The organism is Streptomyces sp. NPDC005266 (assembly GCF_040607655.1).
Taxonomy (GTDB): Bacteria; Actinomycetota; Actinomycetes; order Streptomycetales; family Streptomycetaceae; genus Streptomyces.
In genome coordinates, this window is record NZ_JBEXHC010000002.1 from 511,508 (window position 1) to 536,227 (window position 24,720).

General features: G+C 71.6%; 22 protein-coding genes and 1 pseudogene. 12 read left to right on the forward strand and 11 right to left on the reverse strand.

Annotation, left to right across the window (positions count from 1 at the left end; translation table 11 throughout):
* Window positions 1-75 precede the first annotated feature (75 nt).
* On the forward strand, window positions 76-6,510 hold the full coding sequence (locus tag ABZU99_RS05965; protein ID WP_356045321.1) for a type I polyketide synthase: 6,435 nt from the start codon (window positions 76-78) through the stop codon (window positions 6,508-6,510).
* On the opposite strand, the gene ABZU99_RS05970 is transcribed toward ABZU99_RS05965, so the two are convergent.
* Window positions 6,480-6,620: a hypothetical protein gene (locus ABZU99_RS05970; protein WP_356045319.1), complete on the reverse strand. Its 141-nt coding sequence runs from the start codon at window positions 6,618-6,620 to the stop codon at window positions 6,480-6,482. The genes ABZU99_RS05965 and ABZU99_RS05970 overlap by 31 nt on opposite strands.
* Before the next feature lie 282 nt (window positions 6,621-6,902).
* Here ABZU99_RS05970 and ABZU99_RS05975 point away from each other — a divergent pair, with 282 nt between their 5' ends.
* On the forward strand, window positions 6,903-7,277 hold the full coding sequence (locus ABZU99_RS05975) for a hypothetical protein (RefSeq protein WP_355947593.1): 375 nt from the start codon (window positions 6,903-6,905) through the stop codon (window positions 7,275-7,277).
* Between the two features lie 81 nt (window positions 7,278-7,358).
* Here ABZU99_RS05975 and ABZU99_RS05980 read toward each other — a convergent pair whose 3' ends face one another.
* Window positions 7,359-8,444 (reverse strand): PP2C family protein-serine/threonine phosphatase, encoded by a 1,086-nt coding sequence (locus ABZU99_RS05980; protein ID WP_356045316.1) that lies wholly within the window; start codon window positions 8,442-8,444, stop codon window positions 7,359-7,361.
* A gap of 456 nt (window positions 8,445-8,900) precedes the next feature.
* On the opposite strand from ABZU99_RS05980, the gene ABZU99_RS05985 reads away from it, so the two are divergent.
* The gene (locus tag ABZU99_RS05985) at window positions 8,901-11,657 is read left to right on the forward strand and encodes a SpoIIE family protein phosphatase (RefSeq protein ID WP_355947599.1); all 2,757 of its coding nucleotides are present in this window, start codon (window positions 8,901-8,903) and stop codon (window positions 11,655-11,657) included.
* Between the two features lie 121 nt (window positions 11,658-11,778).
* Entirely contained in the window at window positions 11,779-12,141 is a 363-nt protein-coding gene (locus ABZU99_RS05990) for a DUF2267 domain-containing protein (RefSeq protein ID WP_355947602.1), read from the forward strand.
* 200 nt (window positions 12,142-12,341) lie between these two features.
* On the opposite strand, the gene ABZU99_RS05995 is transcribed toward ABZU99_RS05990, so the two are convergent.
* From ABZU99_RS05995 to ABZU99_RS06005, 3 genes are all read right to left on the reverse strand, one after another.
* Window positions 12,342-12,902 carry a GNAT family protein gene (locus tag ABZU99_RS05995; RefSeq protein WP_355947603.1) on the reverse strand — a complete coding sequence of 187 codons (561 nt, stop codon included), beginning with the start codon at window positions 12,900-12,902 and terminating at the stop codon, window positions 12,342-12,344.
* A 262-nt stretch (window positions 12,903-13,164) separates the two neighbouring features.
* On the reverse strand, window positions 13,165-14,598 hold the full coding sequence (locus tag ABZU99_RS06000) for an amidase (protein ID WP_356045312.1): 1,434 nt from the start codon (window positions 14,596-14,598) through the stop codon (window positions 13,165-13,167).
* A gap of 151 nt (window positions 14,599-14,749) precedes the next feature.
* The gene (locus ABZU99_RS06005) at window positions 14,750-15,085 is read right to left on the reverse strand and encodes an acyl-CoA dehydrogenase (RefSeq protein ID WP_355947608.1); all 336 of its coding nucleotides are present in this window, start codon (window positions 15,083-15,085) and stop codon (window positions 14,750-14,752) included.
* 131 nt (window positions 15,086-15,216) lie between these two features.
* Between ABZU99_RS06005 and ABZU99_RS06010 the strand changes: the two genes are divergently transcribed.
* From ABZU99_RS06010 to ABZU99_RS06030, 5 genes are all read left to right on the forward strand, one after another.
* Entirely contained in the window at window positions 15,217-15,342 is a 126-nt protein-coding gene (locus ABZU99_RS06010) for a hypothetical protein (RefSeq protein ID WP_355947611.1), read from the forward strand.
* Between the two features lie 121 nt (window positions 15,343-15,463).
* Window positions 15,464-15,748, forward strand: a complete 285-nt coding sequence (locus tag ABZU99_RS06015) for a hypothetical protein (protein WP_356045309.1) — start codon at window positions 15,464-15,466, stop codon at window positions 15,746-15,748.
* A gap of 5 nt (window positions 15,749-15,753) precedes the next feature.
* On the forward strand, window positions 15,754-16,059 hold the full coding sequence (locus tag ABZU99_RS06020; RefSeq protein WP_356045307.1) for a nucleotide disphospho-sugar-binding domain-containing protein: 306 nt from the start codon (window positions 15,754-15,756) through the stop codon (window positions 16,057-16,059).
* Window positions 16,060-16,162: 103 nt separating this feature from the next.
* Window positions 16,163-16,474, forward strand: a complete 312-nt coding sequence (locus ABZU99_RS06025; protein ID WP_356045615.1) for a methylmalonyl-CoA mutase — start codon at window positions 16,163-16,165, stop codon at window positions 16,472-16,474.
* Window positions 16,475-16,611: 137 nt separating this feature from the next.
* Window positions 16,612-17,796, forward strand: a complete 1,185-nt coding sequence (locus tag ABZU99_RS06030) for a nucleotide disphospho-sugar-binding domain-containing protein (RefSeq protein ID WP_356045304.1) — start codon at window positions 16,612-16,614, stop codon at window positions 17,794-17,796.
* Window positions 17,797-17,815: 19 nt separating this feature from the next.
* On the opposite strand, the gene ABZU99_RS06035 is transcribed toward ABZU99_RS06030, so the two are convergent.
* The gene (locus tag ABZU99_RS06035) at window positions 17,816-17,965 is read right to left on the reverse strand and encodes a hypothetical protein (protein WP_356045302.1); all 150 of its coding nucleotides are present in this window, start codon (window positions 17,963-17,965) and stop codon (window positions 17,816-17,818) included.
* A gap of 461 nt (window positions 17,966-18,426) precedes the next feature.
* Here ABZU99_RS06035 and ABZU99_RS06040 point away from each other — a divergent pair, with 461 nt between their 5' ends.
* Window positions 18,427-18,855, forward strand: a complete 429-nt coding sequence (locus ABZU99_RS06040) for a cupin domain-containing protein (protein WP_356045299.1) — start codon at window positions 18,427-18,429, stop codon at window positions 18,853-18,855.
* Window positions 18,856-19,099: 244 nt separating this feature from the next.
* On the opposite strand, the gene ABZU99_RS06045 is transcribed toward ABZU99_RS06040, so the two are convergent.
* The 4 genes from ABZU99_RS06045 to ABZU99_RS06060 all read right to left on the reverse strand — a co-directional run bounded on the left by ABZU99_RS06045 (window position 19,100) and on the right by ABZU99_RS06060 (window position 22,665).
* On the reverse strand, window positions 19,100-19,702 hold the full coding sequence (locus ABZU99_RS06045; protein WP_356045297.1) for a DinB family protein: 603 nt from the start codon (window positions 19,700-19,702) through the stop codon (window positions 19,100-19,102).
* Between the two features lie 51 nt (window positions 19,703-19,753).
* On the reverse strand, window positions 19,754-20,977 hold the full coding sequence (locus ABZU99_RS06050) for an MFS transporter (RefSeq protein WP_356045294.1): 1,224 nt from the start codon (window positions 20,975-20,977) through the stop codon (window positions 19,754-19,756).
* The gene (locus ABZU99_RS06055) at window positions 20,968-21,171 is read right to left on the reverse strand and encodes a hypothetical protein (protein WP_356045291.1); all 204 of its coding nucleotides are present in this window, start codon (window positions 21,169-21,171) and stop codon (window positions 20,968-20,970) included. The genes ABZU99_RS06050 and ABZU99_RS06055 overlap by 10 nt, the downstream gene beginning before the upstream one ends.
* 816 nt (window positions 21,172-21,987) lie before the next feature.
* Complete coding sequence (locus ABZU99_RS06060) at window positions 21,988-22,665, reverse strand: helix-turn-helix domain-containing protein (protein WP_355947645.1); 678 nt, start codon at window positions 22,663-22,665, stop codon at window positions 21,988-21,990.
* A gap of 83 nt (window positions 22,666-22,748) precedes the next feature.
* Here ABZU99_RS06060 and ABZU99_RS06065 point away from each other — a divergent pair, with 83 nt between their 5' ends.
* Entirely contained in the window at window positions 22,749-23,189 is a 441-nt protein-coding gene (locus ABZU99_RS06065; RefSeq protein WP_355947630.1) for a hypothetical protein, read from the forward strand.
* Window positions 23,190-23,499: 310 nt separating this feature from the next.
* On the opposite strand, the gene ABZU99_RS06070 is transcribed toward ABZU99_RS06065, so the two are convergent.
* On the reverse strand, window positions 23,500-24,015 hold the full coding sequence (locus ABZU99_RS06070) for a GNAT family N-acetyltransferase (RefSeq protein ID WP_356050030.1): 516 nt from the start codon (window positions 24,013-24,015) through the stop codon (window positions 23,500-23,502).
* A 256-nt stretch (window positions 24,016-24,271) separates the two neighbouring features.
* Here ABZU99_RS06070 and ABZU99_RS06075 point away from each other — a divergent pair.
* Window positions 24,272-24,600, forward strand: a pseudogene (locus ABZU99_RS06075) (hypothetical protein); the annotation flags it as partial.
* Between the last annotated feature and the right edge of the window lie 120 nt (window positions 24,601-24,720).

A 24,720-nucleotide genomic window follows, 5' to 3' on the forward strand; every position in this document is an offset into this window, starting at 1 on the left:
CCCCGCACCCGGCCGCGATCCCCGCGGCCCCCACGGCCCCCACCCCCGGGCCGAGCACGACCTACGGAGACCCCGATGAGCAAGGACACCCCCGCATCCCGCCGGCCCCCCTGCCGCATTGCCGTGGTGGGCATGGGATGCCGGCTCCCCGGTGACATCGACTCGCCCGCCGCCCTGTGGCATCTGCTGACCGAAGGCCGCGACGCGGTCACCGAATTCCCCGCCGAGCGGGCCGGGCTGTGGGCGGCGGCCCGCCACCCGGACACCACCGGGCCCGGCACCGCCGCCATGGCCGCCCGCGGCGGATACCTGCGCGACGTATCCGGCTTCGACGCCGACTTCTTCGGCGTCTCCGGCCGCGAGGCCGACGTCCTCGACCCACAGCACCGGCTGCTCCTCGAAGTGACCTGGGAGGCCCTGGAACACGCCGGAATGCCGCCCGACCGGCTCACCGGCACCTCCACCGGCGTCTTCACCGGCCTCAGCTACAACGACTACATGGACCGCCTCGACGGGCACCCCGGCCAACTCGAGGGCTCCACCCTGTCCAACGCGCACTGCGTCGCCGCCGGGCGGATCTCCTACCTCCTCGGTCTCCACGGCCCGTGCGTCGCCCTGGACACCGCCTGCTCGTCCTCCCTGGTCGCCGTCCACCTGGCGGCCCAGGCGCTGCGCGCCGGCGAATGCGATCTGGCCCTGGCCGGCGGCGTCACCCTGATGTTCGCACCCAGAATCACGCGCTCCTTCGAACGGATGGGCATGCTCTCGCACACCGGCCACTGCCACGCCTTCGACGCCGCCGCCGACGGCTTCGTACGCGGCGAGGGCTGCGGCATCGTCGTCCTCAAACGCCTCACCGACGCCCTGCGGGACCAGGACCGGATCCTGGCCGTGCTGCGCGGATCGGCCGTCAACCAGGACGGCCGCTCCGACGGGCTCGCCGCGCCTTCCGCCACCGCCCAGCGCGCCCTGTACGAACAGGCGCTCGCCCGCGCCGGAGTCGACGCCGCCGACATCGGCATGATCGAGGCCCACGGCACCGGCACCCCCGTCGGCGACCCGGTGGAGTTCACCAGCCTCGCCCAGGTCTACGGCACCGGCCGCGACCGCTGCGCCCTCGCGTCGGTCAAGACCAACCTGGGCCATCTGGAGCCCGCCGCCGGCGTCACCGGCCTGATCAAGGCCGTCCTGTGCCTGGGCCACGGACTCATCCCGCCCAACCTGCACTTCGCCCGCTGGAATCCGGCCATCGACGCCAAGGGCACCCGCTTCTTCATCCCCCAGCACCTCACCCCCTGGCCGGTGCGCACCGGGCCCCGGCTGGCCGCCGTCTCCTCCTTCGGCTTCTCCGGCACCAACGCCCATGTGCTCCTGGAACAGCCGCCCCCCGCATCGCCCCGGCGCCCCGGCCCCCGGCCAGCGCTGGCCACCCGGACCCTCCCGCAGGTCTTCCTCGTACCCGCCGGCTCCCCGGCCGCGCTCCCCGGCGCCGCGCACCGCATGGCCGACTGGCTGGAGGGCGACGGCGCCGAGGTGCCGCTGCGCGACATCGCCCACACCCTCGCCCTGCGCCGCGCCCCGGGCCGCGGCCGGCTCGGCGTCATCACCGCCTCGCGCGACGAACTCGTCCGCGCCCTGCGCGCGTTCGCCGAGGGGCGAGCCCACCCCGGCGTGGTCACCGGCGCCGTGGGCGCCGCCGTCTCCCGCCGGCCGGTGTGGGTGTTCTCCGGGCAGGGATCGCAGTGGCCCGGCATGGGCCGCGACCTGCTGGACACCGAACCGGCCTTCGCCGCCGCCCTCGCCGAGGCCGACGCGCTGATCGCCGCCGAAGCCGGATTCTCGGTGCTCGACATCGTCCGTACGGGCGAGCCAGTGACCGGCTGCGCACGGGTGCAGCCGGTGCTGTTCGCCCTGCAGACCGCGCTGGCCGCCGCCTGGCGCGCCCATGGCGTCGAACCGGCCGGAGTCATCGGCCACTCCATGGGCGAGGTCGCCGCCGCCGTGGTGGCCGGGGCCCTCACCCTCGCCGACGGCGCCAAGGTCATCTGCCGCCGCTCCGCCCTCCTCACCCGGATCGCCGGCAACGGAGCCATGGCCACCGTGGGACTGGGCGCCGACGAGGTACAGGCCGACCTCGACACCGCCGGGGCCGATGCGGTCACCGTCGCCGTCATGGCCGCACCCGGCTCCACCGTCGTGGCCGGTGACACCGCGCACATCGAGCGGCTCGTCGCCGGCTGGGAGACCCGTGGCATCCCCGCCGCCCTCGTCGCGGTCGACGTCGCCTCGCACTCCCCGCAGGTGGACCCGCTCCTGGCCGAACTGCGCACCGTTCTGGCCGGTCTGACGCCCCGGCCGCCCGACGTGCCCTTCTACACCACCGTCCTCGACGACCCGCACCGCCTTCCCGCCTTCGACGCCGACTACTGGTGCGCCAACCTCCGCCATCCGGTGCGCTTCTCCGACGCCGTCGCCGCCGCCGCGGCCGACCGCCACCTGGTGTTCACCGAGATCTCCCCGCACCCCGTGGTCATCCACCCCGTCCTCCGCAGCCTGGCCGGGCTCGTCGAGGACCCCGTCGTCCTGCCCACCCTGCGCCGTGGCGAGGACGACACGGCCACCTTCCGCACCCAACTGGCCGCACTGCACTGCGCGGGCGTCCCCGTCGACTGGTCCCGGCTCAACCCGGACGCCGCCCTCGCCGACGTACCCGCCATCACCTTCGACCGCACCCGCCACTGGGCCGACACCGCCCTCCCCGCCACGGCCGAGCCCCCGGCCGACGACGGGACGGCCGGCGAACTGCCCGGCGCCCACACCGAAGTGCCCGGCGAACCACTCCGCCACGCCTGGCACGCCCGCACCGGCCCCGCCGCACTGCCCTGGCTGGACCACCACCGGGTGCACGGCGCACCGGTCCTCCCCGGCGCCGCCTCCTACGCCCTCGCCCTCACCGCCGCCTGCGAGGTCTTCGACGCCGTACCCACCGAGGTCGAGATCACCGACCTCCACTTCCAGGAACTGCTGCCCCTCGCCGACCACACCGACCTCGCGACGACCGTCACCCTCGCCGCCACCGACCGCGCCACCTGCGAGATCCACGGACGTGGCGACGACGGCACCTGGGTACGCCAGGCCACCGCCGTCCTGCGCCGACTCGCCGTACCACCGCGCTCCCGCGCCGCCTCCGTCCAGACGCTGTCCCTGCGTCACCCGCTCCCCGTGGATCCCGACGCCCTGTATGCGAACCTGCGGGCCCGGGGCGTGGAACACGGCGTGGCGTTCCAGGGCATCACCGAGGTCAACGCCTCCCGGCACGGCAACAGCTTCTGGGCCCGGGTACGGATCCCCGAGGCGGCCCGCCCCCTGGGCGGCGCCCTGCGCATCCACCCTGTCCTCGTCGACCTGTGCGCCCAACTCCTCATCACCGGGCTGCTCCAGGAGCCCTACCACGGCCTCGTGCTGCCCGTGAGGATGCAGAGCGTACGCGTCCTCGGCGACCCCGACACCGCCGTGTACTGCCACGCCCGGCTCGCCGAGGCCACCGCCGGGACCCTCACCGGCCACATCCGGCTGATGGATACGGCCGGCCGGCCCGTCCTGGCCATCGACGGGCTGCGGATCGCCCACCGGACCGTGCCCGAGTCCACCGAGGTCGACCAGTGGTTCCTGGAACTCGGCTGGCAGCGCGCCACCCGGACACCCCCGCCGGACACCCGCCCGCCCGGCCGATGGCTGATCGTCGGCGAGGCCGACGGCACCGCCCGCCCCCTCGCCGACGCCCTGCGCACGGCCGGGGCCACGGCCCGCGTCTGGGACCCGCCCCTGGCCGACGAGGGGCTCGACACGTTCCGCGACGCCCTCACCGAACGCCTGCCACGTCCCACCGCCCCGCCGCGCGCCGTGGTGCTCCTCTCCGGCCCGCGCCCCGCCGAGCACAGCGGAGCGGACGGCCTGCGCCGCACCCGGCGGCTCCTCGCCACCGCCCAGGCACTCACCGCCCGCTACCCCGACCCGCCACGCCTCTACGCGGTCACCCGCGGCGCCCGGGCCCTCACCCCCGGAGACCTCGCGGACCCCGGACAGAGCGCGGTACGCGGGCTCGTCCGCGTCCTCGCCTTCGAACACCCGGATCTGCGCGCCACCCTGGTCGACACCGACCCGGCCACACCGCGGGACACCACCGGCGGCACCGGCGGCACCGGCGGCACCGAGGCACACCGCGCCCGCACCCTCTCCGCCGAACTCCTCGCCGACTGCCCCGAGGACGAGATCGCCCTGCGCGACGGCGCCCGCTACGCCGCCCAGCTGACGAACGCCCCGCTGACCGACACCGAACGCACCACCGCCGCCGCGCGCACCGTACGCTGCGGCACCGACGGCTTCCGGCTGCGCGCCGGCCGCCTCGGCGACCTCGGCAGCCTGGAGCTCGCCGCCACCCAGCGGCCCGTCCCCGGGCCCGGTGAGGTGCAACTGCGGGTGCTGGCCGCGGGCCTGAACTTCCGCGACGTCCTCACCGCCATGGGCCTGCTCCCCGGAGACCAGGACGTCCGCTACCGGCTCGGCTTCGAATGCGCCGGCGAAGTGACCGCCCTCGGGCCGGGCGTCGAACACCTCCGCCCGGGCGACCGCGTGGTGGCGGCCGATGTACGCGGCGGCTCCTTCGGCTCCTTCGCCGTCGTATCCGCCGACTGCACCGGGCCCATCCCCGACGGCCTCGACCCCGCGACCGCCGCCGGACTCCCGATCGCCTTCCTCACCGCCTGGTACGCGCTGCGCCACGTCGGCCGGGTCAGGGCGGGGGAGCGGGTGCTGATCCACTCGGCCACCGGCGGCACCGGCCTCGCCGCCATCGCGGTCGCCCGGCTGCTCGGCGCCGAGGTGCTGGCCACCGCCGGCAGCGAGGACAAACGCCGCTGCCTGCGCGCCATGGGCATCACCCAGGTGATGGACTCCCGGTCGCTGGACTTCCGTGACCAGGTCATGGAGGCCACCGGGGGCGAAGGGGTCGACGTCGTCCTCAACTCGCTCGCGGGCGCCGCCATCCGGGCCGGACTGGAATCCCTGCGCCCCTTCGGCCGCTTCCTCGAACTGGGCGTCCGCGACATCCTCTCCGACGCCCCCCTCGGACTCGCGCCGCTGCGGCACAACATCACCTTCAGCACCGTGGACCTCATGGAGCTGCAGACCGCCCGCCCCCAGGTGGTCGCCACCATGCTGCGCGAGGTACTCACCGCATTCGCCGCGGGCAGCCTCAAGCCGCTGCGATGCACCACGTTTCCGCTGGCGGACGCCACCGAGGCGTTCCGGCAGATGGCGGGCGCCCGCCACATCGGCAAACTGGTGCTCACCATCCCGCAGGAGGGCGAGACCAGCGCCGTACTGCCCGACGGACCGCTGACCGTACGGGACGGCGGCACCTACATCGTCACCGGCGGCCTCCGCGGCCTCGGCCTCGCCACCGCCCGCTGGCTGGCCGCGCAGGGCGCGGGCCACCTCGTGCTCAACGGCCGCACCGCCCCGTCCGCCGCCACCGCGCGGGCCCTCGGCGAACTGTCCACCGCCGGCACCCGGGTCACCGTCGTCCTCGGCGACATCGGCCGGCCGGGCACGGCCGACCGTCTGGTGGCCGCCGCCACCGCCGACGACCGCGCACCACTGCGCGGCGTCGTCCACAGCGCCATGGTCCTCGACGACGCGGCGGTCACCACCATCCGCGAGGACCAGCTGGACCGGGTGTGGACCCCGAAGGCCACCGGAGCCTGGCAGCTGCACCAGGCCACCCAAGGACACCCACTCGACTGGTTCGCGGTGTTCTCCTCCATGGCCTCGCTGCTCGGCAACCCCGGCCAGGGCGCCTACGCGGCCGCCAACGCCTGGCTCGACGGCTTCGCCGCCTGGCGCTCCGCGCGCGGAGCGCCCACCCTCGCCGTCAACTGGGGCCCGTGGGGGGAGACCGGCGTCGCCACCGGCTTCGCCGACCGCGGCTACCACACCATCCCCACCGACCAGGGGCTACGGGCCCTGAGTACCCTCCTGGCCCACCGCCGGGTCCAGACCGGTGTCATCCCCGGCGAGCCGGACACCTGGATCCCCGCCACCGGCCGCCACTCGTCCCTGTTCGCCCGGCTCACCCCCGACGGCGAGGACACCACGGCGGCCACCCGGGAGGGCAACGACGACATCCGCGCCCAACTCTCCGCCCTCCCGACGGGCCTCGCCCGCCGCGCCGCGCTGGAGAGCTATCTGTCCGACCACATCCGCGCCGTCCTCCGGCTCAGCAGCACCACCCTCGATCCCCAGACCCCGCTCAAATCCCTGGGCTTCGACTCCTTGCTCGCCATGGAGCTACGGGTACGCCTCGAATCGGGCCTGAACATCAAGCTCGCCGGCAACTTCGTATGGCAGCACCCGACCGTGGCGGCCCTTGCCGTCGGCCTCGCCCAGCACATGTGCCTCGACTTGGGCCTGGCCACCCATCAGGAAACCCGGCTCGGCGCCCCGGGCTGACCACCGGCCGCGGTGGGACGGCCCCAGGTGCTCACGCCCAGCTCGCCGGTGATGCCCAGGCCGATGTCGTCGCCGACCGTCAGCGCCGGGCCGCCATCGCCGTTGGGCACGACGCGCAGACAGCGTCCGGTGACGGCCGGCCTCGCCCGGCTGGAGCGGCATCCCCGAGTCGGGACAGACGGGAGAAGGGGTGGGGGAGGCGCGCGGGCCGAGTTCACAGCCCGTGTCCTCACTGGCCTCTGTCAGGCGCTTGGCGCGGCGGGGGTGGGGTTCCGGCGAACGACACCTGTGCAAGGATGAAATGTGGATATGACCCGCTACGGGTACTCCCGGCGCGCCAGGACATCCGGCCGGCGTCGCATCCCTTGCTGTCCCGGGGAGGGTGATCGGCCATGACCGACATCGAGGAGGCGCTGCGGGAGGTCATGCGCGTCGACGGCTCTCTGGCGGCATCGCTCGTCGACTATCTGAGCCGGATCACCCTGGGAGCCGTGCGGACGGCGCGGGGACCGGACCTGGAGAAGGTGGCCTACGGCGACACCGACGTCATGCGCGCCAAGCTGTCCACCCTGGAACTCCTCGGCTACAACCCGGAGCGCCTGGAGGACATCGTGGTCACACTCGACAGCGAGTACCACGTGATCCGCCCGCTCAGCCGGCGCCCCCGCCAGGGCGTGTTCCTCTACCTGGTGGCCGACCGCCCACGGGTGGACCTGGACGCCGCCCGGGCAACGATGCGCGAGGTCGCCCAGCGCCTCGATGTGTGAGGTCGCCCAGCGCCTCGATGCGTGACCCGGCCGCCCCGCCGCCCGGGACGAGCCGGCGGTCGGGTCATGACGGCGGTTCGCTCACGAGGGCGGCCCGGCGGGGAGCGGGGTGAGGACCAGGATCGCCATGTCGTCCTGTCGCTGACCCCCGGTCCAGTCGGTGACCTCCGCGGCGAGCGCGTTCACCACCTCCGACGCCCCGCGAAAACTGCGGCCGGCCAGACCCGTACGCGGCTCGTAATACACGCCGTCCCCGTCCCGGGCCTCGGTGACCCCGTCGGTCACCAGCAGCAGATAGTCGCCATCGTGAAAGGGAAACACGTCGCAATCCGGCGCGGGACCTCCCTCGGACAGGCCCAGTCCCAGCGGCAGCCCCGGCGCCGTCGGCTCCAGGGACCGCACCCGGCCGCCACTGATCAGATATGGGGGCGGATGGCCCCGGTGGTGCAACCGCACACTCCCTTCCTGCTCGCGGATCTCGACCAGCACGGCGGTGGCGAACCGCTCATGCGCGTCCGGCTGGTCGCAGGCGTCCGCCGCGAACCCGGACAGGGCCCGGTCCAGGTGCTCCCCAAGCTCCCGCAGCGTCGCCACCCGCCCCGCCGCCTCACGGAAGGTGCTGGTCACCACAGCCATGGCGGACACCGCGGGCAGCCCCTTGCCCCGTACGTCCCCGATCAGCGCCCGCACCCCGAACGGCGAGTCCTGCACCGCGTAGAAGTCCCCGCCGACCAGCGCCTCCGCGTACGCGCACTCGTAGCGGGTGGCGACCGACAGTGCCCCCACCCGCGCGGGCGGCGGCGGAAGGACGGCCCGCTGCGCCACCTCGGCCACGGCCCGCACCGCCGCGAAGCGCCGCCCCTGACGGCGGACCACCCACTTGAGCCACAGCGCGATCCCGCTGATGAGCGCCACATCCAGAAAGTCCACCACCAGCGCCATCACCGGGCGGGCCACCAGCACGTCCACGCACACCGATGCCACACACGCGCACACCGCGGTGATCGCCGCGGCCCGGAACGGAAGCACCATGCACGCCACGAGCGGCGCGGCGGCCAGCAGCGGCAACCCGCTGTACGGCACCGGCCCGAGGATGTCCGCCAGCACACCGCAGACCAGCAGCAGGCCGGGGACCGTGGCCAGCAGGCCCACCCGGCCGCGAGGCATCCCCTCCACCGTCTCGCCGACAGTGTCCCCACGCGCACGGGCCCACCGGCCCCTGCCCGTCGTCCCCTGTGTCATCCGCGCCTCCCGCTCCCATGCTGGCGTGCGGGCGGGTAGAGCGGGGCTCTCCCGCCCCTGTACCGCCATACCCGGCGGCACAGCGCCGGTGCCGCGCACACCCCGCCCCCCGGTCGGTGGCGGGCAGCGCCGGCCCCCACTACCTCATCCTCCTCCAGAACGTAAGCTTCTCCTCGGCGCGGCAGCCGCCGCCCCGAGGAGCTGCGGTGCGAGGCCTCCCTCACCCCGCAAAACGGAGGGACACTCTCCGTGCCGCCCTCGCCTCACGGAGGGCGGGCGGCCGGCGACCCTGCGTCGAGGGCGCGTATCGTTCGCTGGACCTCACGAGCGGACTCCGGGCCCGCCTACTTCTCCTATGGTGGGAAGTGTTAGGAATAGGAGATGATCGGATTTTTCGGTCGATCGAGGCATTCCTCGCACGTCCCCTTCTGGCGACGCCTGCGCTCGCTGCTGGGCGCGCGATCCATCGCCGGGCAGGTATTCGCCGTTCAGGCGGCGCTCGTCGCCCTGCTCATCGCCGCGGCGACGACGGTGCTCGTGCTCCAGGCACGCAACGACAGCCACCGCGAGGCCGTCAACCGGTCGACCGCCGTCGCCCAGACCTTCGCCGCCGCCCCGGGCACCGTGGCCGCCATGAGCGCCCACGATCCCACGGCCCTTCTCCAGCCGCGGGCGGAGCAGGCCCGTAAGGGTGCCCACCTCGACTTCGTCGTCGTCGCGAACACCCACGGCACCCGGTACACCCACCCCCTGCCGCGTTTCATCGGCAAGGAGCTCATCGCCGATTACCGTCCGGCCCTGCGCGGCAAGGTCGTCACCGAGACCGTCGACGGACCCCTCGGCCGTGAGGTCCAGGCCACCGTGCCGATCACCACCGCCGACGGGAAGATCGTCGGCGTGGTCTGCGCCGGGATGACCGCCCAGGACGTGAGCGGTCTGGTCACCCAGCAGCTGCCGCTCGTGTTCGGCACCGCCGTCGGCGCACTCGCCCTCGCCACCGGCGGGACGGCGCTGGTCGGCAGGCGACTGCGGCGCCAGACCCGGGGACTCGGCCCCGCCCAGATGACCCGCATGTACGAGCACCACGACGCGGTGCTGCACTCCGTCCGCGAAGGCGTGCTCATCGTCGACGGCCGCGGCCGTCTCGTCCTGGTCAACGACGAGGCCAGGCGGCTGCTCGACCTGCCCCCCGACTCCGAGGGCCACCACGTCACCGACCTGGGCGTCGACCCGCACACCGCCGAGCTGCTGGCCACCGGCCGCACGGCCACCGACGAGGTGCATCTGGCCGGGGACCGGCTGCTGGCCGTCAACCAGCGCCCCACCGACTGGGACGGCGGCCTGCCCGGCAGCGTGACGACCCTGCGCGACACCACCGAGCTGCGCGCACTGTCGGGCAAGGCGGAGGTGGCGGAGAAGCGTCTGCGGCTGCTCTACGACTCGGGCGCGAAGATAGGCACGACCCTCGACATCGTCCGGACCGCGGAGGAACTGACCCAGTTCGCCGTCCCGTGGTTCGCCGACTTCGCCACCGTCGACCTCGTGGACCCGGTCCTGCGCGGTGACGACCCCAAGGGCAGCGCCATGCGCCGCACCGCCACCAGCGGCATACGCGCCGACCACCCCTTGTGGCGCATGGGCAAGCTGATCACCTACGTGGGCGCCGCGCCCCAGTCGTTCGGCTTCGGTGCCGGCCGGCCGGTGCTCGAGGCGGATCTGCGGGCCTTCGCCGGGTGGCAGGAGCAGGACCCCGAGCAGGCCTCGAAGGTCGTCAAGTACGGCATCCACTCGATGATCACGGTCCCGCTCCGGGCCCGGGACGTCACGCTGGGCATCGCCACCTTCTGGCGCTCGGAGAAGCCCGAGCCGTTCGACGAGGAGGACATGGCCCTCACCGAGGAACTGGTCGCCCGGGCCGCCGTGGCCATCGACAACGCCCGCCGTTACACCCGCGAGCACGCCATGGCGGTCACCCTCCAGCGCAGTCTCCTCCCGCAGGGCCTGCCCGAGCAGGACGCCCTGGACGTGGCGCACCGCTATCTGCCCTCCCAGGCCGGCGCCGGCGGCGACTGGTTCGACGTGATCGCCCTGCCCGGCGCCCGGGTGGCCCTGGTCGTCGGCGACGTCGTCGGCCACGGTCTGCATGCCGCCGCCACCATGGGCCGGCTGCGGACCGCCGTGCACAACTTCTCCGCCCTCGACCTGCCGCCCGACGAGCTTCTCTGCCATCTCGACGAGCTGGTCACCCGGTTCGACCAGGACCAGAGCACCGCGGAGGCGGAGACCGACGCGCCCGGGATCACGGGCGCCACCGTCCTGTACGCCGTCTATGACCCGGTCTCCGGCCGCTGCACCCTGGCCCGCGCGGGCCACCCCGGGCCGGCGCTCGTCCACCCCGACGGCACGGTCACCTTCCCCGACATCCCCCTCGCCCCGCCCCTCGGCCTGGGCGGCGAGCCCATCGAGACCGCCGAGCTGGACCTGCCCGAGGGCAGCCGGCTGGCTCTGTACACCGACGGCCTGGTCGAGGGCCGGGACCGTGACGTCGACACCGGACTCGGCCTGCTGCGCGCGGTCCTCGCCGGCCACCCCAGCCAGGGCCCGGAGGAGACCTGCCGCGCCGTCTTCGACGCCATGGCCTCCCCGAACCCCAGCGATGACATCGCCCTCCTGGTCGCCCGCACCCGCATCTTCGCCCCCGAGGCGGTGGCCGAGTGGGACGTGCCCTCCGACCCCGCCGCCGTCGCCCGCGTCCGCACCGAGGCCGCCGAGCGGCTTGCCGCGTGGGGGCTGGAGGAGTTCGCCTTCAGCACCGAGCTCATCCTCAGCGAGTTGATCACCAACGCCATCCGTTACGGATCCGACCCCATCCGGGTCCGTCTGCTGCGCGACCGCAGCCTGATCTGCGAGGTCTCCGACAGCAGCAGCACCTCCCCCCACCTGCGCCGAGCCGCCACCACCGACGAGGGCGGCCGCGGTCTCTTCCTGGTCGCCCAGTTCGCCCAGCGCTGGGGTACCCGCTACACGTCCAACGGCAAGATCATTTGGGCCGAACAACCCCTGGCCACCCCCGCGCCCCGCCCGTACGACCAGGAAGGCGACGACCTCCTCGACCAGTGGGACGACCTCCCGAGCTGAGTCCCGGCCGCCTGACGCGGCGGCGCCAGGACGCGAAACCCCCGGATGGCCGGTGGAGAAGCGTGCCGCGGGTACTCGGGCAAGGATCCGATTGATCCGATTGATCCGATGAGGAGTCGCCATGGAGTACGACGAGTTCATCCGGCTCGTCGCGCAACGGGCCCACGTGCCGGAGGATCAGGCAGCTTCGCTGACCCGTGCCACGATGCTCACGCTCGCGGAGCGGATCACCGGCGGCGAAGCACGTGATCTGGCAGCAGTCCTTCCTCCGGAAGTCGCCCCGCCGCTGGTCCCGCCGGAGGACGTGGCTGAGAAGTTCGGCGTGGACGAATGCGTGCGGCGGGTGAGCGAGCGCGCGAATACCGACGAGACGGTGGCGCGCCGGGGGGTTCGGGCGGTGTTCATGACCCTCCACGACGCCGTTCCGGGCAAGGAGTTCCAGGACGTCATGGATCAGCTGCCGAACGAGTTCCAGGACATCTAGGCCTCCCGGCGGACGGCCGGCAGGACGAGGCGGCGGCATGGACAAGGAGCCGGTTCATCACGCTGGTTGCGGAGCGGGCTCAGACCGTGCGGGACGCCGGTCCGGGCAGGAGTTCCAGGACACCCTGGATGAGCTGCCGAACGCATATCCAGGAGATCGCCCCACCCTCCTAGGACCAGCCACTCTTGGGCGGCAGGAGCTCAGGACGTCTGCTCACCCGCCCGCCACTCCGGCGCGAGCACGGACCAGACCTCCATGTCGTGCCGCTTTCCGCGGTAGGCGTAGCTCTCCCGCAGCACCCCGTCCTTCGTCATCCCGAGCCGCCGTGCCACGGCGATGCTGGCCTCATTCTCCGCGGAGACCAGCCACTCCACACGGTGGATGCCGCGTTCCTCGACGGCCCAGTCGATGATCACGCGTGCGGCCCTGGTCACCAGACCCTTGCCCACCGCCGACGGCTCAAGCCAGCAGCCCGCCTCGGCGTTGCCCTGCTCGACGTCCATCGTCCGGAAGAGGACTCCGCCGACCAGCTTTCCGTCCGTCCAGATGCCGTGGATCCGCCCGGTGTCGGCAGCGGCCTTCTCCGCGTACGCCTGGAGATACGAGCGGCTCGACGCCATGTCCGTGACGACGTCCGGCAGCCCCACGTACCGCCCGATGAACTCCCGTCCCCGGTCCATGTGGGTCAGGAACTCCTCGGCCCGCCACGGCTCGAGCGGACGCAACTGCGCACCGTCATCGCCCAGGGATATCGCGTACATGGTCACCCTCCACGGTCGAAACCAGCGCACACGGCGGGATGGGATCTTCTCACGGCGGTGTCACGACCGTCAGTGTCGCCGCATCCCGGCGATGCGATGCGATGCGATGCGTAGCGTGGCCGGGGTGATGGTGGGCACTGCTGAATCCCGGTTGATCGTGCCGCGTGGCAACTCCGCCTCGGGCAAGTCGACGGTCACGGCGAGGCGGCAAGCTTTCCCACGCCGTCGGCTTCGGGTGCCAGTTCTTGCCCCTCAGGTGGTTCTACCCCTGCCCCAGTGCTTCCGTCAGCAGTCCGGCGATGTGGAGCACAGTGCGGTCGGCTAGGTACGGCCCGATGAGCTGGAGCCCGAGGGGGAGTCCGGTGGTGGACCGGCCTGCCGGGATGGTGGCTGCGGGGAGGTGGGCGGGGGCGGCGAGGTTGAGCCAGGTGGTCTGGGTCCAGTATCCGCGTCGTTCACCGTCGACGGTGATGTGCCGGTCGGGGAGGGGCAGGTGGCTCTGGTCGGGTACCGCCGGGGTGGGTGCGGCGGGGGTGATGAGGACATCGATGTCGGTGAAGTAGGCGGCCCACTGCCGGCGCAGGCGCTGCCGTTCCTCGTTGGCCAGCAGCCAGTCGCGGTGTCGCATGGTGCGCGCTCGCAGGTACGAAGCGCGGGGGGACTGGTCTTCGGGTGTCAGGTCCGCGGCGGCTGCGGTCTCGGCGGCGAAGGTGTCCGCGGGGGCGCCGACGGTGGACCCGGCGAACATCAAGGTGTGGAAGAGGCGGTCGGAGTCGGCCATGCTGACCGGTCGGGTGGTGCTGTCGACGGGGACGCCGAGGGTGTGCAGGGCCGTCGCCACGTGTTCGAGCAACGCGCGTGTTTCGGTGTCCACGGGGCAGTGCGGGTCGTCGGCCCAGATGCCGATGCGGTACTCCTGGAGCCGGTCGTGGCGAGGGGCTGGGAGTTCCAGCCGCCAGGCCAGGCTGTCCTGAGGTGACGGGCCGGCCAGGACCTGGAGGGCGAGGCCGAGGTCTGCCGCGCTGCGGGCCAAGGGGCCCAGGGCGAGGAGGTCGGAGGTGGACAGCCAGCCCGGCGGGCGGGGGAGGTGGCCCCGCAGGGGCACGATGCCCTGGCTGGTGCGCAGAGTGTGGACGCCGCAGTAATGGCCTGGCAGCCGCAGTGATCCGGCAAGATCACTGCCGATGTCCAAGGCGGTGAGGTGAGCGGCGACGGCTGCCGCGGAACCGCCTGAGGAGCCGCCGGCGGTGTACTGCGGGTCGTGCGGGTTAGGGGTGGTTCCGAACAGGGGGTTGCTGGTCTGGATGTCCTGGCACATGGGGGGAGTGTTGGTTTTGCCCAGGATGACCGCGCCGGCGTTGCGCAGCCGTGCGACGGCGTCGGCGTCCTGGCCGGGTATGTGCCGCTCCAGGTCCGGTGCGCCGCAGGTGGTGCGCAACCCTTTGGTCTCCAGTGCGTCCTTGACCGTCACCGGCAGGCCGAGGAGGGCCCCACCGTCCCGGCCGCGGGCGCGCAGTTCGTCCGCAGCGGCAGCCGCGGCCAGTGCGCCGTCGCGATCGACGGTGACCACCGCGTTGTACTGGGGGTGACGGTCAATGCGATCCACATGAGCGAGCGTCAGTTCCCGGCTGGAGACTTCTCGTTGTTCCAGGGCGTGGAGCTGTTCGGTGGCACTGTGGTGTGTCAGGAGGTCCATTGAGACGGCAGCTTCTCCTCGGGCGGGGGCGGTACCGAAGCAGGCCGCGATGCGCGGCAGCGCGCGGCGGCCTTGTCATCGGGGGTCTGCACCGTATCGCGGGCGGCGACAAGGCCGACCGGGTGGAACCCGGTCGGCCTCGCTGGGAGCGCTACGCGGCGTGGGGCCCTCGGGACCAGGCAGCGGTGAAAGAGGTGCGCACGGCTGCGGGGCCACTTACCGGGAGATCGCTGAGCGAGCGGTCGACGTAGTCGCCGTTGGCGATCGGGATGCGGGCCAGGAAATCCGCCGGCAGGTCGAACGACTCGACGAGGGTCATCATGTGCGGGGCCAGGCCGGCGGCCACCTCGTCGATGGCGAGGGGGAGCGCACGGACGTGGTCGGCCGCCATATGGCCCTCGGCGAGCAGATCGCCGGTGTGCTCGCCGATCTGCTTGAGCAGGAACAGCCGACACAAGTCCTCAAGGAGCGCGCGCGTTTCGGGCACCTCCGCCTGCCCGATCGCGGTTAGAGAACAGCATTCCGACATGCGACGGTTCTTCGTGAAGGACCCGGACGGCAACACCGTCCTGATTATCGACTGATCATGACCCTATTCAGATGCGGCAGGGAGTATCCGTGAAAATCCTCTTCGTCGCGAGCGGGAGCCCCGCGACGGTATTCGCCCTGGCTCCGCTCGCCACGGCAGCGCGCAATGCCGGACACGATGTGTTCATGGGTGCCGTCGAGGACATGGTTCCTTAGATTGCGTCGGCCGGTATCCCGGCGCTTTCGATCGCGCCCTCCTCGATACGGCGGTTCAGCACCACCGACCGGGCGGGGAATCCGGTCACAACTGGACTTCTCGGGGCACTGGTTCGGGCGGATGGCCGCCGGCAGCATGGACGCGCTGCGGAAGCTCGCCGAGAACTGGCGGCCGGATCTGGTGGTCGGCGGCTCGATGTCCTTCGCCGCCGCGCTGATCGCCACCGAGCTCGGCGTGCCCTACGTACGGCAGGCCTGGGACACCGGCGATGCCTGGCGCACCGACCCGGCGGCGAGCGAGGAACTCCAGCCGGAGCTGCGGGAACTGGGGCTCGACAAGCTGCCCGATCCGGACCTGTTCATCGACATCTGCCCGCCCATCACGCCGGCGGTGTCACCGCGCTGACGGCGATGAACGCCGGTGTGCCGCAGCTGATCGTGCCGCAGGGCGGCAACTTCGTCGAGGCGGGACAGCGCATCTCCGACTTCGGAGCCGCCATCACCGTCGATGAGAACACCCCGGAGGCCGTCGAGAAGGCCTGCCGGGAACTGATCAGCGACCCCTCATACGCCGAGCGGGCGCGTGCGCTCTCCGCGGAGATCGCCGCCCTGCCGCTGCCCGCCGAAGTGGTGGGCGCCCTGGAGCGCCTCGTGGCGCCACGCACCGACAACCGAGCCAACAACCGACCGAATGCAGAGAAGGGGAGCCAGTCATGAGTGAGTCAGGTCCGATCCGTGTGGTGATGGCCAAGCCGGAAGCGGGGGGGGAAAGGGTTCGGCCGCTCCGCCGACGCTCGTCGGCGCCTTCCGCGAGGCGGGCATCGAGGCCGTCCAGGCGGGCGAGGACCAGAGCCCGGCGGGCCTGGTCGCCACCGTCGTGCGCGAGGGGGCCGACGCGGTCTGCATCTCCAGCCTTCTCGGCGAGCACGAGCAGCTGTTCGGCGGCGTGCTCGACCTCCTTGCCGAGCGGGGCGCCGGGCGGGTCACCGTGTTCGGCGGGGGCATCGTCCCGACCGCCGACATCGCGGTGCTCAAGGAGCGCGGCGTCGCGCAGATCTTCTCCTCGGGCACGCCGCCGTGGGCCGTGGCCGAGTGGGTGCGCGACCACGTGGGGCAGTCCTCCGGCGTCTGACACCGGCCCACGCATCGCGGACCACGGAATCCAGGGCCGTGTGCCGGCTGGGCCGAGCGCCCCGGCCGGCACACGGCCCTCCTGGTCGGCACAGCCCCACTCCCTTCTCATCTCGGCAGGATCGGCAGGAGACGACCATGCGCGTCCTCATGATCAACACCCCCGTTTCGACCCATCTCACCCCACTGGTCCCGCTCGCCTGGGCGCTGCGGGCGGCTGGACACGAAGTGCTGGTCGCCGGCCGCGAAGACGTCCTTGCCGCGGCCGCCTCCGCGGGCCTGAACGCCGTGGGCATCGGCGACCGGCTGAAGCTGGACGACATGCTGATCGAGCGGCTCGGCGGGAAGCGGCCCCTCGAGTCCTGGGGCAGGCCCGCCCTGGACCAGCTCTCCAACGTCGGCTCCCTGTGGATGCCGCAGACCCTGGACGTGCTGCCCGACTATCTCGACCTGGCCCGCGACTTCGGCCCGGATCTGATCCTCTCCGACCCGATCGAGTACCTCTCCCTGGTCGTGGGGGAGAGGCTCGGTGTTCCCGTGGTGCAGCAGCGCTGGGGAGTCGACCCCATCTCCGACCAGGCCAGGACAACAGGGCAGACCTGGTTCAAGGACGTCCTGGCCGAGCTCGGCCTGTCCGACCTGCCCCGCCCCGCCGTCCTGCTCGACCCGTGCCCGCCCAGCCTGCAGTTGGCCGGCACGACGCCGGGCACTCCGATGCGCTACGTCCCGTTCAACGGAAACGGGCAGCTGCCCCAGTGGCTCCGCCGCGACGCCGAGGAGCGGGGTGCGGCCCGGCGGGTGGCCGTCTCCCTGGGCGGGCGCACCCTCGCGTACAACGGCGTTCCCCTCATGCGGAACATCCTCGGCGCACTCGGCGGACTGCCGGACACCGAGGTGCTCGCGACGGTGGAGGAGGAGTACCGGGAGGCGCTCGGCGAGGTCCCCGGCAACGTACGCCTCATCGACCCCGTGCCGCTGCACCTGCTCCTCGGCTCCTGCCGGGCAGTCGTCCACCACGGCGGCTCGGGCACCGCGATGACCGCGAGCGCCTTTGGCCTGCCGCAGCTCGTACTGCCGCAGCTGGCGGACCAGTTCTGGCACGGCGACGCCCTGGCCCGCGTGGGCGCGGGCATCACCATCGAGGACGGCGCGCGCCAGGACGACCCGGCGCCGGTGCGCGAGGCCGTGGCCGCGCTGCTCGGCGAGCCCGGCTACGCCAAGGCGGCGGGGGAGCTGCGCGAGGAGATGGCCGCCATGCCCGCGCCGTCCCGGGTCTCGGCCGACCTGGAGGAGCTGGCCGGCTCACACCGAGCCGGACGCTGAGGCCTGCCGGGCTCCGGGTTCACAGGCCCTCCTCGGCCGCCGAGTCCAGGGTCTCCAGGGCGGATTCGAGCAGTGCTTTGCGCTTCTCCTCCGGGTCGCCCGCGAGGGAGGGCAGCGAGAAGGCGCTCCAGCGCTTCTGGCGGGACGTCAACGCGGCGGCGACCCACATCGGACTCCAGTTTGAGCCGGCTGCCCACGCCTATACAACCGCCTACACCGAGCAGATGGCCGACGCGACTTCCTAAGAACTCCTATCGCAATGACTTCAGGCGCCTCCAGCAGATGAGTGCGCATCCGAGGGTGCGGGCAGGCGCCCGGGATCGGCGCCGTCGAAGGCGATCACTGCCTGCCAGGGCACGGTCTGTCGCGTGAGGCCGGCGCGCATGGCGGTGAAGTAGCCAAGTCGGTCCTCGCGAAGGCGGGTGGCGATGACGACTGTGATCGGGGGTGAGGCTGGCGTGGGCAGGGAAATCCTCCTGGAGGGCTGAAGGAGAGCTTCCATCAGCCGGGGTGTAACCGGTGGCTGCCGTGGGCAGTTCCTCGGGCGAGCCGACAGGGGAGTCGGCCATCGTCGGAGGGGATCCTATGCGCCGTACGTTCCGTACACGGAGAATCCGCAGAGCTCTCGTCATGACTGGTTGCGCGGCGGCCCTGGCGTTCGGGTCCACGGCCGCCGTCGCCACGCCCGGCAGCGGGGTAACCGGCACGGTGCTCGCCAAGGGCACCTCCGCCGGGACCTTGAAGGTCAAGGCCGAGGGGCGTACGGATGTCATCGTCCGTACGATCACCGTCGAACCGGGCGGCTCCACCGGTTGGCACTACCACCCTGGCCCGCTCATTGCCGTCGTCAAGTCCGGCACCCTGACCCGGACCCTCCACGACTGCTCGGTCGAGGTGACCCCGGCGGGCACGTCCTTCATCGAGCCCCCCGGCTCCCACCATGTGCACATCGGCCGCAATCTCGGCACCGAGCCGGTGGAGCTGTACGTCACCTATCTGGTGCCCGAGGGCAGCCCCCTGTCGGTGGACGCGGATGCTCCGGAATGTGCCGAGGAGTAGCCCGGTCGTGACTGGGAACACCGGCTGGCCTTCCTACTGCTGAATAGGGCCGCTTAGCGGCGAGCGGCGGCGCGGGCTGGGGAGCGCTTCGCGGGGGCCGGGGCAGGGGAGGCCCGGGGTGCTGCCGCGTGCACGGGCCTGATGACCGGTGCCGGTGCGGTGGAGGTCCAGCGCGCGGGGCTGTCGCTGAAGACGGTGCGGGGGTCGGTGTTGCGGTCCTGGGCGAGCGGGTGCCGGATGCTGCTCAGTTGATCCGGTCCGAAGTTTCGACTTCGTGAGCTGCACGCTCCAGTCCGCTTCGATAGCTCTCCCACCACGCCGAGTCGCCCGGCGGCATGCTGTCGTTGCCCTTGTTCATCCCCACGGCACCGTCCAGGAGTTCCCGGATGATGTCGGCGTGCCCGGCGTGCCGGTGCGTATCAGAAATCACGCGCACTACGGCATGGTGCAACGTCACCTCGTCCCTGCCGCTCGGCCACCACGGCACTTTGCCGATCGTGTCCAGCGCGAGCGCGTCGATCGTCGCGTCCGCGTGAGCCCACGCCCGGCGGTAGAGCTCCACGATGTACTCGCGTGACTCGTCGGCGGTGGCCCACATATCCGCGTTGGGCTCAGCACCGTCCTCGAGCCAGGGCAACGGCTCGCCTGACGGCCGTCCGAAGGTGTCGCCGAGGTAGCCCAGCTCCACGCCGGCCACGTGTTTGACCAGGCCCAGGAGGTTGGTTCCGGTTGGCGTCAGCGGGCGGCGGATGTCGTACTCCGAGAGCCCTTCTAGCTTCCACAGCAGGGCATCGCGGGCGGACTGCAGGTAAAAGTGAAGGTCAGCCTTGGCATCCGATACGGTCATGGTGCCAGTCTGCCGCTCGCGCGATCTCTGTCCACCGCATTTGGCCACCGTTTACGCCACCGGCTCACGCAGGTCCGCATGGGTGGCTCCCACTACCGCCACCGCGCCGAGGCAGAGCAGGCCACCGCTGATGAGGGCCGCAGCTCCCGAGGTAGCGTCGGCGGCGAGCCCTGCGCGCATATTGCCGATGTCGGGACCGGCTTGCCCAACGATCTGTTCAGCGGCGCTGACGCGGCCCAGAAGCGCGCTGGGGGTGTGCGTCTGGACGACGGTGCTGCGGGATACGACCGAGACGGTGTCGGCCGCGCCGGCCACGACGAGGAAGGCCAGGCCAGCCCACGGGTTCGGCGACATCCCGAACAGCGTGAGTGCCGCGCCCCAGGTGACGGATCCGCCGAGCATGACCAGGCCGGGGCGGGGAAGCCGGGTGAAGGTCCCGGAGAGGATGGACGCGGCGACGCCACCGACGGCTATGGCGGTCAGGAACAGTCCGAGAGTGCGCGGGTTGCCGCCGAATCGCTCTGAGTTGATCAGGGGGAACAGGCTGATCGGCATCGACAGCACGGTGGTGGCGAGGTCTGTGAGCAGGGCTCCGCGGATCACGGGAGTGCGGGCCAGGAAGGCCAGGCCATCGAGTACTCCGCGCAGGCCGCGGCGTGCGGGCTCGTCTTCGGGCTTCATCCGCGGCAGACCGAACGCACTGGAGAGCGCGGCGACGAATGTGAGGGCGTCGATCAGGTAGCAGCCGCCGATACCCAGCCCGCCCACGACCAGTCCGCCCAGAGCGGGGCCCATCAGCATGGCGCCCTGGAAGGCTGTGCGTTTCAGGGCCAGTCCTGCGGCAAGTTGGTGCTGAGGCAGCAGGTGCGGAATGAAGGTGCGCGAGGCCGGGCCGCCGCCGGCCACGAAGCAGGACTGGAGTACGACGAGTGCGAGGACTCCGGCGGCCGGAAGGGGGGCGAGGAAGCCCTGTAATGCGAGCAGGAGCGAGCACACTGCTTGCCCGCTGGTGGCAAGGAGGTAGAACTTCCGGCGGTCCACGCGATCGACTACTGATCCGGCGAAGAGCCCGAGCACGACCACTGGAATTGCCTGGGCAAGCCCGACGGCGCCCGTCCACGTGGTGCTCTTCGTGGTCTGCCACACCTGGAACATCACGGCGATGAGGGTCATCTGGCCGCCCAGCCCGGAGAGAGTCTGGCCAATCCACAACCGCCGGAACGGTGGTGAGGACCGGAGCGGCGTCACATCGAGCAGCGTGTGTCTCAGTCCCATGCGGCGTCCTCTTCCAGCTTCTCGGCGATCCGGTCGTGGAAGCTCTTGCGTTCGAGGGCGTGCTCGATGTCGGCGACGACCCGGGAGAGCGGGTAGGGGATTTCCGCCTCAAGGCCGGCGAGGGCGGCCTCGGTGGCCCGCCACTCCGCCGCCAGGCGACCGACGACGCGGCGAGCTTCGTCGGTGAGCGTCACCTTCTGGGTGTGTGCGTCCTACCCGCGACGGTCTGGACCCAGCCTGCCCTGCGCATGGCTGCCACTTTCCGGCTGAGGGCTGAAACCGTGCGCGGACTGACTCGGCCAGTTCCGTGATGGTATGGGTCCGCAGGCATGGAGCCGGAGCAACTCCATGACGAAGCTCGGCTTGAGACCGCGATCTGTTGCTCGGAGTGGATCCGTGCGATGTCGGCGTCCATGGACGCCTGGAGAAGCCGCGCAGGCCGCCAGAGGCTTTCCTGGACGGGGTCAAGCGCGTGGTGTTCGGGCATGAGGTGAATCGTAATAGCACTCATATAAGTGCTTTCATATGCGCGTCGCCGCACCGCGCTGCTCGCGGCGGGCCCGCTGAGCACGAGGGCGCGTCTCCTTCTCACACCCCCCAGCAGCAGCCAGCCCCCAGGCCGGCCTTCGAGGCGCCCGCCAACGCGGCCCAGCGCGCGCGTCCGACGTGGAGTGCGCGCCGCCCGAGGCCCCCCGGCAAGGCACTGACCAGCCCGCTGGCCCCGCTGACCAGCCCGCTGGCCCCCGCGGACCCCCGCCACCCGGAATCGGGTCGCATCCCCTGCTCGCCCACTTGCCGCAGCTTCCACCAGCGCAACCCGGACGAGGTTCTGGTGGAGGAGGCATACGACGGCTCTTGGTGGAGGAGGCATACGACTGGCTCTCGGTGGGGGAGCATCGGGGACTCTTCTCAGGCGCTGAGGCGTCGGCGTCGAGCTGTCGCGGACGTTCGATCACGGGCCGCTTGCCGGGCGTGGGGCGCCCGCGCGTGAGGAGCATTCGGATCTGTGATCAGGTGGCTGGTTCCAGGCGTACGCAGCACAGGCCGGGTTGAGGTGCCAGGCGCGCCACAAACCCTTGCTCGCCGAGTCCGTCAAGGACACCGCGCAGCAGGTGAAGGTTCATGCCGCACACCGTCTCGGTGTGTTCTCGAGCAAGCGCGTGGAAGGGGCAATTCGCCAGAACGATGGCCTCGCCCTCACGTCGTGGCTCGAACCCGTACCTTTCCAGTAGCTCGAAGGCCGTTGTCTTGCCCTGTCGGCCCAACTGCGTGCCCAGTTCTGCGGCCTTGCGGTCCAGCACGGTTCGCACGGGCTCGCCGGTCGCCGCTGATTCCTCCACGGCCTGGGCGAGCAGCCGCCCGGCCAGCTCGTAGCGCCGATCAGGCAGGCTGACGGCGAACTGCTTCGCCGAGCGCCGGTAGAGCTTGGCCGGCCTGCCCGCGCCCGGCCCGGCGCGCCCACTACGGCGCTCGTACACCACATCGAGCAGTGATTCGTCAGCCAGCCGGTCCAGGTGGAAGGCCGCGGTCTGCCGTGCCAGGCCCAGGGCGGCCGCGGCCTCGTCCCGGCTGACCGGTCCCGGCTGACGCACAACGTGGTCATACAGCCTTCGGCGGGTGGGCTCGTCGAGTGCGGCGACGGCTGACAGGTCGGCGTCGTGTGCTTCTTCCGGGGCGTCCACGAACACCAGTGTAAAACCCATCGTCATTGACTAAAGAACGAACGACCGCTTCTATTGCTAACGAGAGTTGTCGATAGAAGGAGAGCGTCATGTCGTCCGCAACCACATCCACCACGTCCGCCACCGCCGGGAGGGCCGCGCTCGCCGACCCGGGCTACCAGGCATTCCTCATCCTGCGCGCTGGGTTCACGGTGGCGCCGATCCTGTTCGGGCTGGACAAGTTCGCCAACCTGCTCGTGGACTGGCCCACCTACCTTGCGCCGTGGATCAACAACCTCGTTCCGGGCAGCGCCCAGGCAGCCATGTACGCGGTGGGCGTGATCGAGATCGTGGCAGGGGTTGTTGTCGCCCTGGCCCCGCGCTTCGGCGGCTGGCTCGTGGCCGGCTGGCTGGGCGGCATCATCATCAACCTGCTGACCATCCCGGGGCACTATGACGTCGCACTGCGTGACTTCGGACTGCTGCTCGGCGCCGTAGCGCTCGCCAAGCTCGCCCAGCGGTACCGCGGCAACCAGCAGCGACTGCAGTAACACTGCGGACGTTGTAGCCACACGGGCGGGCGGGGCCCTGCCCCGCCACCGGCCTGTGCCGGCGCAGGCGATGCCGCATGCTGCGCTTGCCCGCGCGACAGTCCGGCCGCCACCGCGGCGGGCTTCACGCTGCCCCGAGTCGGGTGGCCGGGTCACGGCAACGTGACCCGGCCACCCGACCACACGAAGTCCGAGGGCCCACCGTCGTCCGTCACCCACCGGAAAAGTCAGGATCGGCCCTTGCATCCTGCCACTCAGGCTTTTCCAACCTCAGATTCGGGACGGTCGAGCTTGCTCGCGATCCGCCTCGTCAACCCTGGTCGGCGCGATACGCGACAGACAGGTACAAGAGTTCCCCGCGCTCGTCCTTACGTATGTACTGGGTGACCATGCCCAAGCGAGCAGCTACCCGCAGCGAGGCGGCGTTACCCGGGCGGATCGTCGCCCACACCTGGCGAATGCCTGTTGAGAAGCACTCCTCCAGAACCGCCTGGGCGGCTTCGCCTGCTATACCTTTCCCTCGATGGCCGGAGCGGATCATGTAGCCGACCTCGGGCTCGACGGCACCGGTTCGCCCCGCAAAGACCCCGCAGTTGCCCACCAGGAGCCCGGTGTCGCGCAAGCGCAGCCCATACCAGACCAACCCGCTCTCCTGAACCGCACGGACCCGGCGCCCGATCCAGTCCGCGGTCTGCCCGACTTCGACGAAGGGCCCTGTGCCGATCGTATTCGTCCGTGGGTCACTGAAAATTTCGTGCAGCTCAGCCGTGTCGCCAGGCTGGAAGCACTGCAACTGCAACCGCGACGTCTCGATGAGAGTCCGCACGCATTCCCCCGTCTGTCCATCCGTCGGAGCCAGCGTCCTTGATTGTCGGCATCCGCTGCAGGGCGGACAAGGGGACGCCCAGGCGTCAGCGGCAGGGTAGGAGCCCCCCGACCTTGGCAAACACCACAGCCTCTCGGACGGTGGGCGCACGGTCAACGTCGCCCACGCCAGCGTGGGGTATGTACTGCAAGAAGTGAAGCTCCTGGTAGATGGGTTGTCGACCAAGAGCAACTGGTCCGCCGGAGCTAACGCCGGTCCGTTCGGAAACCTGCTGTGGGCCTCGCCCGCGTTGCCCGGCGGGGTTCACGACATCCAGGCGGCCCGCACCCATGGCATCATCGACGCCCTGACCCAGGCAAGCTGTCCGCCGGGCCACAGGCCGTCAACCGTTCCCACGCCAAGATCCGCGCACTCGGTGAACAAGCCGTGGCCCTCAAGGCCTGGCGACTCCTGCGCAAGCTGCGATGCAGCACCACACGCATCACAGACCTGGTCAGGGCCGTCCTCACCCTCCACCTCACACTCTCGATACGAGGTTGGAAAAGCCTCACTTCCCCAGGCACGCCGCGGCGGTCGCCACCGTAACGGCGCACCTCACCGTCACTGTCCCCACCGGACGCACCATCAGGCCCAGGCGTTACGCCCGACCTCTCCGCCCCAGCCGGCCAGGCCCTCGACGTCGCGCACGAGCACGCCCTGGACCAC